We start from the raw sequence: 14248 nt of genomic DNA on the forward strand, positions 1-14248 counted from the left end.
TTATGAAAGTCAAAGCACTGATGGCCAAATTTATTCTTGATGAGGAACAAGTTCAGATTCAAAATGGAAAATTTGTCTATAAAGATGTGATTTTTCTTGACAATCCAGAGCAGTACCCTGAATTGGTAGTGGGAATTGAAAATCGCCATAAAACATTTGTCGCCCAAAGCCATTTTCGAGGGCGGGATAGAGGTAACGACTTTTATGTACTTGTGTTTCAATTAACAGACCTTGCAAATGATGATGACCCTGGTTATTTTACAATCAAGTATTCCCCAAAGAAAGAAGTGTTGGAGAAAGAGGTATATTATGATGAAAAACGGCAAATCTTCTTCGACCAACCGAAACTGAAAATGGGCAGAGATAAGAAATGGACGTATTCCAATAGTTTAGATAAAGCTGTCTTTGGTTCGGTGAACGCCGGTGTGTTTTACTTTAATGTATACAAAAAGGGCTCAACAACACCGGTTTCTCCCGATTTCTATAAAGTTTGTATCCTGCCTTCTTCCCTTTCTTTTGAAAATTATCAGGAAATGCTTAATGATATTTTAAATATAAGAAGGGAGTTGATTATGGAACATAACTCCTCCAAACAGTCGATCCAGCTCATGTGGAGGCATGCAATAGAGGATATTGAAAAAACCGTTGCACAGATACATGGCCCGTTGCTAAGGATTAATCAACACCCTAAAACGAAAATTGAAGAGGCCATTATGAAGGTACCCATTCGGAGTATTAAAAAGTTCAATTCCAAAACGGTCATGAACCTTTTGCTCAATGAAGGCAATGTTAAATCGATTTCTTCACAGCCATCGGAATCCACCGATATCTATGAAAACCAGATGATTTATTTTGCTTTAGCAGAATTAAAAAGCTATCTGGAAGATTCAAAGACGTATATTTATCAGAAAAGCCTCCGAAAGAAATTAGAAATTGATGACCAAGTTAGGCAATTAGCCGAGCAGCATGGGGTTAATAACTTAACAGATTTGGAGGTACAGATTTCGGATTCTACTACCAATCCTTTTTTCAAAGTGAATTATTGCCGAAATATGTTTAAAAATCTTCGTCCACAAATTACCGAGGACGAAACAATTGAAGTGATTTTTCAAATTGCTAAGTACAGACAAAATTTCATACCTAAGATGAGCTTTATCCATAATCAATTAATGACAACGATTAATGGTTCTCAGTTTGATATTGTGAACCGTGTTTTTCCGCTTGACTTTATGTTTCATAATCAGAAATTAGAATATTGTATTATGGAGGAAAATCGAAGAGTTGTTCACATTAAAGGGCGAAAAGTAGACCTAAAACTTATTACAGCAGATCATAGGCAGCATGTTTTTCTTTTATACAAGTTATTTGAACTTAATAACCAAAGTGTAATGAACATCCATGCAGTTGTGAAGAAAAACTCCATCCAAGATGATGACCCCTTAAGGGGAAATCAGGCTAAAAACCGGAATGGTGAGTATTATCCAGATACCTACGAATATCCGATCAGCATTATAGAATTGAAGAGTATTAATGGTTTGGAAGTACCGAAAGCGATCACTCAATCAGACCTTGAGTCTTGGTTTAATCAATATGGAGTCTGGGAATTCAAAGAAGAAATTCGTAAGCAGATTAACAGTTTAAACACAAAGCAGATTCAAACTAATAACCAAGTAGAAGAAATTAAAGCCTGCAACGAAAAGGTAAGAAAACTCATAGATAAATTAGATGGATATTTACAACTTCCTTTTCTATTGGGTGTGACAAAGAAAAAAAGTCGTTGGAAGCTCACTCAAATTTTTACAAATGATAAGAATTATTCCGTGGTATGGAAAAGCTTAAGAGAACTCAATAAGAAATATGCATTCACTTCCGATTTTAAGGAAACTGATTTTATCGTAAAAAAGACAGACGAATTATATGAATATTGGATTTTGATTCAAATCTTAAAGATCTTCCATGATACTGGCTGGAAAACAACAACTGGACGTTCTTTTAAAGACGTAATTGACCAATTTCTAGATGGTAGAAGGATGGAAAAAGCAAAAGCAGGGAACTTAGAAGGTTTCCGTATTAAAATGGAACATAACGGAAAGAAACAGACGAATCACCTATACAAGGATGGATTCGTCGATATTGAGAAACTTGAAGTAATCATTCATTTTAATGAATACATTGCTGGGAAAAAACCCGATTATGCCTTTGAGTTGACTGTATTTGCAGGAGAAGGGTATCAACAAAGACGGATCACCAAATGGTTTTACCTGGATGCCAAATATCGAAATTATCAGGAACAAAGTTCACTTTATGGATGGTTTCACGATATTAACACTGTGGCCATTGATCATTATTTAAATTATTTCCATGCCCATGATCATCCATCACATGCATCTTTTCTCATCCACCCGGATGTCGACAATCGCTACCAGTTTTTTGGCGGCTATTTAAATCATACGATGGCACAAAACTTTCATAGAGTTGATCAGCTTTTTGATCGCAATCCACGGCAAAGCTTTGGTTCAATATCCTGTATTCCGGGACAAATCAGAAATCTGAAAGCATATGTAAAAATGATGATTGAATATCATTTTGTTGAACAAAAGACTCCGTTTATCTGTTGGGAGTGCGGCAGTACCGACACTGACATTCAGCATAGAGTGATTCCTGGGAGTCAAAACATTAAATTCCATATTTCATGTCATAGCTGTGGTGAATTTTGGGTACGCACGCATTGTGATAGAAATGGCCATAAACTGGTTAAACACCTTCGTGACAACTATCATAAAGAAGAATTTGAACATTATCCGTGGTACGTAAAGTGCCCGGTTTGTGATTTTCCTGATTCGTAGATTCATATAAAATTTTTGGAGGAAAGAACATGCGTCTCGAACTTTGGCTGGATGAAAGCGGTGATTTCGTCAGCGATCACAAAACCTATCTGAACCCCTCTCTAGTGGGGGGCGTATTGATTGAAAAAGGAAAAATAACCGAAGAAAGCGCCAGACAGATTATTGGAAAAGAGTACATCCATTTTAATGAGGAAAGCGGCAATGAAAATCAAGCAATTCTCGAAGAAGTTCGAAGGAAAAACGGGGAATTTGTTATTTTTCAAAATAAAGAGAGGGTTAAGATCATTGACAGTGATACTACTTATTTAAATGTCCTCGCAGAAGGCATCATTCAGCTTTTACTACGCTTATCGGCGATTCATGGTGATTTTGAGCTTGATATCTTAGTAGCTACGAGAAAGAATATGGTAAAAGGTTACGGAATTCTAGCGAAAGAAGAATATGAAAACAGGTTAAGAGAAAGAATTATTGTCGGCTTGGCGCGAAAAATTCTAACACGTAAAAATAGATGGAATTATCATATTCATTTTGATGATGCCAGAACGAGTTCAAGATTGATGCTGTCAGACGGAGTATGTAATACCTTCTTAACCAAAACCTCATCTAAATTCGATGACCATCAAAAACAGCGGATTGATGAACTGTATAATCATTTATACGTTTTCTCTTTTTTCGAGAATTCAGTAAAGAACGAAATGGAACGCTGGTTGGCAGAAGGAGATATAAGTGACGTTATTTTTGAATGTTACCTTGATTCTAATAAGGATTTCAAGAAAACCTACCTCCCGATTGCAATTAAGCATCTAAGTGACTTAGACGAGTATGGACAGAAAATCCAATTGCGATTCATCTCGTCTAAAGTAGATACTTTTATAAAAATAGATCGAAACTATGAATATATCCGACCTGTGTTAATTGACATGCAGGAAGAGCTCCTGCCTTGGTTAAGTGAAAATGGGATAAATATACCAGAGTTTAACCTTGATATCATTCTCTATCTTTACTCCTTGTATACTCACGAAGGCAGTATGAAAGCGAATGATCAGGACACTCTGTTTATGAAGCAACTCACTTATGTAAAAGATGTGATTACTAAATTTGAGTATTTCAATCTATACAAAATTCGCAGGGCGGTTAACCAAAAAAACTTAATGAATATTACCGGGTCGATTCAAGATTCTACCAAGGCGATTACCATCCTTGAGGAAATGATGCAGTTGCTTGAAATTGTTAATGAAGAATCGCCAAGTGCTTCAGAAGAATCACAAATGTTTGAGATTCTAGGAAAAGCATATGGGACAAGGGGTCAAGGGTATTCAATGCTGATTCATGAGGACGCAGCCAATTTGGAGAAAGCGATCAATGACTTTGATCATGCATTAAATCATTTTACACTCGATAATGATAAGGAAAGGCAGTATCTATATAAAAGTCAGGCCTACTGTGAGGGGGGCAAATTTGACCAAGCCATCCTTTTCCTTTATCAGGGATGCGAACTAACACCAGAAACAGATGGGTTTCGTAGCCTATTGGCGACATTAAAAGAGTACGAAATGTATAAGGTGATTTTTAAATACCATTCGTATTTTAAAATCATGGCTGCTGCTAAATGGAAAGGGGCAGATGCATTACCAGACAAAATGTATGAATCGTTAATCAAGGAAAATATTACAGTTGAAACCTTGCAAGCGAGCTATCGTTTCACTCATCCGTTGCAATTTATCTTTTGGAATATGGCTACTTATCTCTACTGTAAAGGGAAGGACAAACAAGCTGTTAAATATATAAATACGGCGATTGAAATATGCGATTCTCACCTTAGCGGGGTAACCATGAAAGTCATCCAGCTCGGTATGTATGCAGAAAAATTGCTAATGGCACATAAAAAAGGCAATAAGCAGCAATACGAGAAAATTAAACAAGAAATGGGTAAGCGGTTTGAGGCCTTGAAAGAAGTTCCTAATGCCGAAATCTTTTTTGAATACTTACAAGGGATTCAAATCGAGAATTTGGCTGATGAACATAAGATAATTCAGTTAATTAAGCTGACTCGGTGTATTAACTAAAATTTTAAGAAAGCAACACTCGGAATGACCAGAGCTGATTTATTAATTTGAGAAAATAGAAAAACACTTAAGCTAATTGGGAAAGGTCACTAAACTTCGTGAAATTATGTTTGAATTCATTATCGAGGGATGGTTTAGTCAAATTACCAATAATGAAAATGGGCTAGATGTTTATAAAATATTGATAAACGTGTTGATACAAACTCTTCTTGAAAGTCCTGGAACAAGTATTAACTATTGCAAACTATCAAAATGCCAAGATCTGAATATTTATGGAAAAATAAGAAAAACTAATCTACTTAAGGAGAAAACAAAGATGACGGTCCTAAATCATCAAAAAAGAGTTGAAATTGTTCTTTCCATATTGTCTAATGACAGTAATTTGGAGGAAATGAGCAACCATTATGGAGTATCGACGGAAAAGTTGGAAGACTGGAAAGCTGTTGCAATCGATGCTATCTATCAATCAATGGAAACTGATTCTTCGTGGATAAATAAATTAATAAGTGAACATACTCTCTGGGATGAATCAAAATTCAACTCTGTGCATTTTCCTTTTATTATTGAACATGAATATTTACGTATTTATCAATTGTTGAAAGAAAATCAACCTTATGGAGCCTTTTTACAAATAAAGGATGTTTATGAAATTCTATTAAAACTTCCGATTTTACTAGTCGCAAATAAATGGTTTAGCGATAGAAAAAACAATTCGTTATCAAGAGAAAAAACATCAGCCATCTTTTTACTTGTTGAGACAGTGCTTAATCTAGGAGATTGGGTAACAATAGGGAACAAGATAAAAACAATCTTAAAAGAAGAACAGGAAAAGACGGAATTCGAAACCTATATATTTCAATTATTAACTGGTATTTTGAAAACCTACCATACAAATAATATTGTAAATTGGAGGAATACCAAAATTGGCCACGGTGCACTTGGCTTTATTGATAACCCAGCTTTCCATGAAAATTTAGAAAAGCATATTAGAATCATATACAAATATTTAGGAAATGAACGAATCAGAGATGCATATAGAAATATCAAATTGACGAAAAGGAAAGAGCAATGGAAAGTATCTGCAGGGAGGGAATCATTCCAGTTGATCCCTTACTTCTTAAATAAAGGTGGCAAAATCTATATTTTCGATAGTTATTACAGTAGAAAACAAAAGTCGGCATTTTTGGATTACATAAATGGAGATAAAGTTGAATTGCCGAATGATGAGATTAAGGCTTTGAGTAAGCTTCTATCTAAACAAAAAGATTATGAACCTCTCTTTCATCAGCAGGATGGAAAGAATGAAACTAGTGATTTTTACTTACGTCATCAAGTTGAATCTCAAATCAGAAAAATTCTTGCAGAAGATTACTTCGAACCAACCTATTTGACAAATTGGCTTCAAAGTAGTGTCAATGAAAATCCTAAGGGGATATTCGTTTTGCAAATGAAACAGGGTATGGGCAAGACAACTTTTGTCAAGGGACTGGACCCATTGGACCTAGGAAGACAAACTATTCCTAATACTACAATACGAGCTTACTATTTTAATTCCTTTTATAGTCAGCAAATGGTTAATTTCCTTCATGGTTTAACGGATAGTTTACGAACAGTAGTTATTGAAAAGGAAATTCTTGCGAATAAATTAAAATTCAATACAGAGAAATACACAGATTCAAAAAAGAACTTTATTGATATGTTAGGGTATTATCAACAACAGCAAGAAAAAACTACTGAGAAGGAAAAACTGATTATTATATTGGATGGTCTGGATGAGTTACATAAGGTGTCTGCAGACAAAATCTTTCAATTATTACCTAGTAAAGATGAACTGCCAGAGAATGTTTTTATTTTGCTGACTGCGAGATTGAGTACCGAAGAAGGAGCTCATAAGGAATTTATTGCAACGTATACGCAACAAGATTACTTTAATGATGTCATGACGGTGGAGCCTAATAGGGTTGAAAATAAGGAACTGCTGAAAAAGTATTTGCAAAAAGCAACGACAGATTCTGATCAAATTGACAGAATTTTAAATGAAGATCACAGATTCTTATATATTAAGCCTTATTATGATTTGTTGTCACTAGGAGTTAAAGATATAAAACAAAGAGATATCGTTGAGATTTATATTAACCAGCTTAGGTTGATGTATAGCGATAAGTTTTTTAATGATTTTGAGCTTTTTATTGCACTTTTTGCGATGAATGATGAAGGTTTACTCATTGATGAAATACATGATTTGTTATTCGAGGATTCACCGAGGGCCTATTTGGTGGGTTACTTTTTCGACTTTAGAAGCTGGCTGACATCGGAACACACACCGCAAGGTAAAGCATATCAAATCGTTAACAAAGAAGTACAAATGCGTTTAGCAGAGATTCCTACCATTCGTAGAAGGATTCAACAAATTATGACCAAATGGAAAGCAATCAGGGATCAAAAATTAAACAATGGGGTAGATCTTACTCCTGTTCAATCATATGTGTTTTCCCATTTTGATCGCCTAGCCCATTTGTTTTTAGAGGATGAAGTTTCTTTTTCGAGTGGCCGTTGGATGGAACTGGAGAGAGTGGCCCATCAACTAAGATTACAAGCAGGTTCCAGACGAGAATTATACCGTGCACTTGGACTCTATCAATTTTTGTCTGAACAACTTCCTGAAGAAAGCAGCTATTATCACTATTTTATCGCTGAAACTAGGTTTTTATTAAAAGAGGATAAGGATAAGATTGAATCTATCAATTATTTTAATAAGATTTTTGAAAAACTAAATATGACTACCATTAAAGAAAAGCTCTCTGATAAACGGCATACTTTCTTAAAAACATTGAATTTGCAATACAGCAACTTAAAAACGAGTCATCAGTTCCTAAATGAATTAAATAGCAACGAGCAGGTATACAAAGAAATATACAATAAGGCAACTAAAGAACAAAAGAAGCATTATGATTTATTAATTAGGAAAGAGGAGGTTCCTTCTGCGCAAATGATAAGAAGAATTGCGTACGATGAATCTTTATTCTCTCATTATTTTTATATGAATTCACTGATTTTACGCCTTTATCGTGATAAAAACTTTTCTAAAGTGTGTGAATTAGGGCAAGAACTATACCGGCATATGTCTTTTGCGCCATATAAAAATTCTTTACTACTTGCTTCAGCCAAATTCGACCTTTTAACCGTACTATCTAACGGCATGTTTATGTTGTATCATGAAACTCTTGAGCAAGAGGCGGAATTGACAATGAAGGATTTTGGATTTGGAAATATTCCAGGAAGGAGAACAGGAGAGAATTCCAAAAAACTATATTATCAGTTCTTTGATATATTTATGGAAGCGGCAGAACTACTCCCAGTATTGGATAAGGAGAATTTGTCGGACCCCGAATTCTTTATCAATTTATTACGGTTGATGATGCAATCGGTAAATGAATTGAAGTTTAGTACATCGCATTTAATTTTAATGAAGAACACTTCAAAAGAAATTCTTAAACAATACGAATATGGACAAATTGATAATTCAGGGTCTTTAGCAGTGAGTTTATCGAATCTAAATCAATATATACAAGAGATTGCAAGTGAAGAGAAGGATGCCCTTTCATTTGAAAGTCTACAAACCTTTATTTTCGAGCGCTTCGAGGAAAAGATTGGAACTGTTGATGAAGGATTGGAATTTTATAATAAGCTGACCGACGAAAGGGATCAAAGGCTTCTACTCTATCATTTGATATTGGCGAAACAAAGGAAGTTTGAAGCTCATAAAGAGGTCCTAAATGAAGAATGGTTGAATTTTGCTAAAAGTCAAATCAAAACTTTGAATTTTCCACCTGTAGAAAAGGATAAGGAAGCTGGTATGTACTTTCATCTGGGACTTTGGACTTCATATGTAATGAATATGGACTATTATCCTCCAGATAAAAGGATCAGGTTCCAAAATCAGACCTACTCTTTTTATTTCGCTTCAAGAGATACGTATCAACAATATTTTAAGGCAATCCATAATGGAGCATCCTTTTCCAGCGTAGCAATTTGTGACCATATGTTGGCCACGACGTGCAGACGATTAGGATGGATTAATCCGAAAGAAATTCAAATGAAGGAAAAAACCAGAATAGAAGCAATCAACAAAAGCGAGGAACTACAGACTTACTTAAGAAAAAAATATCCGGCATTTTTTGATAAGAATGATAATCTTCGATTAAATGATTTTGTAATTATATAAATTAAGAGTTCCTTTGGGAAGGTTCAAGAGGCTTTACTGTTGCACTTGAACCTTCCCGATGATTAATGATTTTGTCCAAAGAGGGAAAATAGTATGCAACAAAGTTTTAACAATTATTTGAGTAATCATTCTCATTTACACTCTTTATTCACCGATAATCTTCTAAAAGAATTTTAGAACTCATATCAGTTTTTATATGATAAGCTATGGGAGAAAATTCGGTGCCGAGTTTGGTGCCCATTTTAAAAATTTAATTATTTTACGTATCACTCTAAATCACAGAAACCTTATTCTATAGCACTTTATGGAACTTTGTAATACTGTGAACTAAATACGGTATAGAACTTCAAAACTGCTTGAGACCTTGGTGGCGGTGAGTATGTAATGGCAAAAGGGAAATATGAAATGTGGCTAACACTTGAAGGATTGTTACTCATTGAAGGATGGGCAAGAGATGGTCTTACTGATGAGCAAATAGCTTATAACATGGGGGTAAGTGTAGCTTCTCTTTATAATTGGAAAAACAAGTATTTAGAGATTTTAGAGGCCTTAAAAAAGGGAAAAGAGGTAATTGATCGCCAAGTCGAAAATGCTAGGGTATAAATATGAGGAAGTAACAGAGGAAGAGTCAGAGGATGGCTTTAAACAGAAAGTAGTCATCAAAGAAGGTGTTCCGGATACTACAGCACAAATATTCTGGTTAAAGAATCGCAAGCCGGCTGAATGGCGTGATAAACAGGAAATAAACCACAGTGGAGAAACTACACATTACATCAAAACTCAAACGGACCTTAGTAAACTGTCAGTCGAGGAGTTGAAGGAGATTGAAACAATCCTCTCTAAAGCTGCCGACACTGAATGAGGTAAAAAAGGCAATCGCACGTAAAAGCTATTTAGATTACGTTATCTATACACATCAAGGGAGATACAAGCGCGCTCCGCATATTGAATACATTGGAAACATCTTTTCATAAGGCTATAGATAAAAAACAACGTATGCGTGATGGTGAGATTCCTACAGAGAATCATACATTGCTTTGAATATGCCTTCACGGCATTCTAAATCAATAACGATTAAAGAAACATTACCGTCTTACTATTTAGGACACTTTCAAGAGGATAGAATCATTGAGATACCTTACAACGATACTTTTGCTCGTAAATTCGGTAAGAAGAATAAAGAGAAGGTTCGGCAGTTTGGCCAAGAACTATTTGATATTGAGATAACAAAGGATAGTTCGGTACATGATGAAAGGGCTTTAGACAACAATATAGGCGGTATGATTAGCCGCGGGGTGTTATCGGGTATCACTGGTCAAGGTTCAGACATAATGATTATAGATGATCCAATCAAAAACCGGGAAGAAGCAGACAGCGAGACACACAGGGAAAAGATATGGGATGAATAGATTGACTCCTTTTCTTCTCGTTTACATCCGGGAGCTATTGTTATTTTGATTCTCACTCGATGGCATGAAGACGATTTACAGGGTAGGTTATTGAATCCTGAGTACGGTCAACCATTGAATTGGTCAGTATATACTTCCCATTAGAAGCCGAAGAGAACGACATACTGGGCAGGGAATTGGGCGAACCGTTATGGCCTGAACGATACGGCAATACGTTCATCAATGAAGAAAGACGAAATGTCGAAGTAAAAGAAAAAAAAGTACAAGAGGAAAAAAAGCCACAGAAAAAGCGAAAGCTGAACAAGTAGCCAAAGAGAAGGCTAAAGCTAAGAAAAAAGCCGAACAGAAAGCTAAAGAAGAAGTAGATGCAATAGATATCACTATAGATAAAGTAGATACACCATCAACAGAAGATATACAATAATAAGAATATCAACTAGTGTAAAATTTCTTTTTTGTCTCAATATATAAGAATACTAGTGTCAATGAGATACTAATAAAAAAGCCTATAAGATATACCTAGAGGTTTTTTCTGTCTACGGGGCCCTGAAAAAACCGTAAATGGAGTTTCCTTATATATTAAAATAAAAGAAATTGATTCAAGAAAATATAAATATATTTTTATTTTCTTATTCCGTCTCACTACTACAAGATTACTTTTCATTTTGAGACAGGGATTTTATATATTTACAACTTCCTATAATTTATCTTATGTTAACTAATAAAATTGTAAACTACGAAAAGGGCAATCTAATGACTACCCTTCTGCACGTTTTTTAATCTTGAGCTTTCGCATTTAATAAATATTTTATACCGTATCTTTTTCCAAATCAATGCAAATTTCCGAAGTTACACTCAATATAAAAAAGAGAAGACTAGAAAATCTTCTCTTTTTTTATTTAATCTTTTTCACGATAATTAATTCTTCTCTCTCCCAGTTGTTTCGCAGCCTTTTTAGCATTCTCTTGCTCAGGGTTTGTATAGAGGGCAGCCGTTGTGGTTGAAGTATGACCAAGTTGAGTCATCAGCAAATGGATGTCTCCTGATTGCTCCATTAAGTTCGTACCATATGTATGCCTAAGTTTGTGTGGTGACATGGATTTATTGGACTTAAATGCCTTTGTGTATTTCTTTACTAGAGCCTCGATGGCGCGGTTGGAAAGAGGGGGGGCTCCATTGTTTCACCCTGGTCAAGAATACGTAGGCCTTATCATCATTTGATCCGCTATAACACTCCGTTCGCACAGCTAAGTAATCTTTTATGTCCTGTATAGACGCAAGAGAGACTGCCACTACATACTTTTTCCACCTTTACGTAAAACGTGTATTTATTTTTCTTCGAAATACAAGTCTCTTAGCCTCAAGTTGGATAACTCTTTCACCCGAATGCCGCTTCCTAAAAAGAGGGATAGATCGCAAAATCACGTTCCTTAATTAATCTAAATGGAGGAGTGTTAAGACCTATATCTGGTGAAAGGGAAATGGATGTACCAGTATCGTGCAGTAGAGTCCGATGGAAGCACTGAAATCTAAGTTTTTATTAATGTATAACTTTGGTAAAATTAGATTATAAAAATAACCAATGTTCTTAGGGAGGAAGCAAATGAAGGTAAAAAAAATACATCATGTAGCTATAATTTGTTCCGATTATGAAAAGTCAAAAAACTTCTATGTAAACATTTTAGGCTGTGATATTAAGCAGGAAACATATCGGGCAGAAAGGAAGTCCTATAAATTAGATTTAATGGTGGGAGGGGAATATCAGCTTGAATTGTTCTCATTTCCTGATAGCCCCCACCGTCCAAGTTATCCAGAAGCAAGAGGGCTTAGACATCTTGCTTTTGAAGTGGAAGATATTCATCAAGCTATTGAAGATTTAGAAAAAGAAAACATTCCAGTCGAACCTATCCGTGTTGATGAGTTAACAGGAAAAAGGTTTACATTTTTTTGCGATCCGGATGAGTTGCCTCTTGAAATATATGAAAAGTAGCAATTACTAGTAGGGTTATGTATATTTCGATATAAGAAAAGACTTTCATCAAGGTGCCCTAAAACAAAATAGTACTCAAAACAAAAATGGAAATCATTTTGTGATTTCCATTTTTGTTTCTGTATTTTTTAGGTCATAAAATCCGTATTATATATTAAGTTTTTATCAACCTAGTGCAGTGGAATTTTTAATAACTGGAATAAATATAGGGTGTTCGTTTATATTCTTAGGCAGCAAGGCTCATTATCTTGTGAATTTTAAAGGAAGACTTTTCACTCCAAAAACGAACGGACTTGGAATCGCCTCCAGCTCAGTCCCTTTTACACCTTCCAATTTTGCAAATGTACTTAATAGTGACACGAGAGCTACTTCTGCTTCTAGACGTGCAAGCGGGGCACCTAAACAAAAATGAATACCAAACCCGAAACTCAAATGAGGATTTAATTTTCTTTCTAACGTAAACCGATTAGGTTCTGCAAACTTTTGTTCATCCCGGTTTGCCGAAGCGACCCAGCAAATTACTTGTTCCCCCTTTTGGATTGTTTTGCCCCCAACTTTGACATGTTCCTTTGTAACACGGCCAATTGCCTGTATTGGAGGATAAAAGCGTAGTGTTTCTTCTACCAATTTTGGTATTAAAGGCAAATTTGTCCTAGCTTGTTCTTGAATGTTTTTATCTTCTGTCATATAGCGTACGGCATTTGTAATTAAATTAGTTGTTGTTTCATTGCCCGCAACTAATAATAAAACACAGAAAGATAGTACCTCGTCTTCTGTTAATTTTTCCCCATCAATTTTTGCCGCTAATAATAGCGAAATTAAATCTTCTTCAGGATTAATTTTTCTCTCTAAAATTATTTTTTTGAAATATTCTTTAAGAAACCCACTTCCTTCCTTACGTTTTTGGGCCATTCTTTGGAAGGCTTCATTTGAACCATCTTTGGCCCCTGCCACGAGAACATCAGAATAGGTTTTAAAAAGATCCCGATCCTTAGCAGGGACCCCCAATAATTCGGCAATTATAATGACAGGCAACGGACCAGCAAGATTATGAACGAGATCCATAGTCCCCTTCTCATTAACTTGATCGAGAAGGTAAAGTGTCACCTCTTCGATTTTATTTTTTAAATCTTTCACTGCTTTAGGAGTGAATGCCTTGTTCACTAAGTTTCTCATTTTTGTGTGTCTAGGTGGGTCCATTGTCAAAATGCTTCCTTGAAGAGTTCCAGACCCTCGTTCCGATGAAAACAGTTTTGGATTTTTTAGAATATAATGAACGTCTTCATATCGAAACACATCCCAGCAGCTTCGAGCCTCGTCGTACCTTACAGGAGTTTTTTGTCGTAAACTATTAAAGATTGGAAAAGGAAATAATTGATCTGCGTTCGAATCAATTTCGCTCATGGGAATGAGATTAGCATACTGCTCCACTGCGCTTGTTGATTTACGTTCTTGTGTCATGGTTTCATCTCTCCTTTTATTTTGCCTAATATTCATACAGAAAATAGTCATGAACCGGTTCATTAACTAAGATAACAAACTCGTAATTTGGTTTCAATTGACATAAATTGAGATATTTTTCAATAAGAAGAAAGTAATAACTCGGAAAATTTGATTCACCACCTATTGAAAAACTCTTTTGAGTTTCATAGCTTCTCGTTTAAGGTCATGCAGGTACCCCAAGTCATGCCAGCAGTGTAATACTTAGCTTT

At 35.3% G+C, this 14248-nt stretch carries 8 protein-coding genes and 1 pseudogene; 7 read left to right on the forward strand and 2 right to left on the reverse strand.

Going from position 1 to position 14248, the window contains the following annotated elements:
- The first annotated feature begins 2 nt into the window (after positions 1–2).
- The 6 genes and pseudogenes from ABIE66_RS09540 to ABIE66_RS09565 all read left to right on the forward strand — a co-directional run bounded on the left by ABIE66_RS09540 (position 3) and on the right by ABIE66_RS09565 (position 10854).
- The gene (locus tag ABIE66_RS09540; RefSeq protein ID WP_370014519.1) at positions 3–2846 is read left to right on the forward strand and encodes a nuclease domain-containing protein; all 2844 of its coding nucleotides are present in this window, start codon (positions 3–5) and stop codon (positions 2844–2846) included.
- A 29-nt stretch (positions 2847–2875) separates the two neighbouring features.
- Positions 2876–4912, forward strand: a complete 2037-nt coding sequence (locus ABIE66_RS09545) for a hypothetical protein (RefSeq protein ID WP_370014520.1) — start codon at positions 2876–2878, stop codon at positions 4910–4912.
- A 316-nt stretch (positions 4913–5228) separates the two neighbouring features.
- Positions 5229–9137 carry a P-loop domain-containing protein gene (locus ABIE66_RS09550; RefSeq protein ID WP_370014521.1) on the forward strand — a complete coding sequence of 1303 codons (3909 nt, stop codon included), beginning with the start codon at positions 5229–5231 and terminating at the stop codon, positions 9135–9137.
- Between the two features lie 384 nt (positions 9138–9521).
- A pseudogene (locus tag ABIE66_RS09555) lies at positions 9522–9999 on the forward strand (hypothetical protein).
- Positions 10000–10180: 181 nt separating this feature from the next.
- On the forward strand, positions 10181–10546 hold the full coding sequence (locus tag ABIE66_RS09560; RefSeq protein ID WP_370014522.1) for a terminase large subunit domain-containing protein: 366 nt from the start codon (positions 10181–10183) through the stop codon (positions 10544–10546).
- A gap of 119 nt (positions 10547–10665) precedes the next feature.
- Positions 10666–10854 carry a hypothetical protein gene (locus ABIE66_RS09565; RefSeq protein ID WP_370014523.1) on the forward strand — a complete coding sequence of 63 codons (189 nt, stop codon included), beginning with the start codon at positions 10666–10668 and terminating at the stop codon, positions 10852–10854.
- Between the two features lie 591 nt (positions 10855–11445).
- Here ABIE66_RS09565 and ABIE66_RS09570 read toward each other — a convergent pair.
- Complete coding sequence (locus ABIE66_RS09570; RefSeq protein WP_370017010.1) at positions 11446–11694, reverse strand: tyrosine-type recombinase/integrase; 249 nt, start codon at positions 11692–11694, stop codon at positions 11446–11448.
- Between the two features lie 455 nt (positions 11695–12149).
- Here ABIE66_RS09570 and gloA2 point away from each other — a divergent pair, with 455 nt between their 5' ends.
- Positions 12150–12536: an SMU1112c/YaeR family gloxylase I-like metalloprotein gene (gene gloA2, locus ABIE66_RS09575; RefSeq protein ID WP_370014524.1), complete on the forward strand. Its 387-nt coding sequence runs from the start codon at positions 12150–12152 to the stop codon at positions 12534–12536.
- A 243-nt stretch (positions 12537–12779) separates the two neighbouring features.
- On the opposite strand, the gene ABIE66_RS09580 is transcribed toward gloA2, so the two are convergent.
- Positions 12780–13997 (reverse strand): cytochrome P450, encoded by a 1218-nt coding sequence (locus tag ABIE66_RS09580; RefSeq protein WP_370014525.1) that lies wholly within the window; start codon positions 13995–13997, stop codon positions 12780–12782.
- Between the last annotated feature and the right edge of the window lie 251 nt (positions 13998–14248).

It is taken from the genome of Peribacillus sp. B2I2 (assembly GCF_041261685.1).
Taxonomy (GTDB): domain Bacteria; phylum Bacillota; class Bacilli; order Bacillales; family DSM-1321; genus Peribacillus.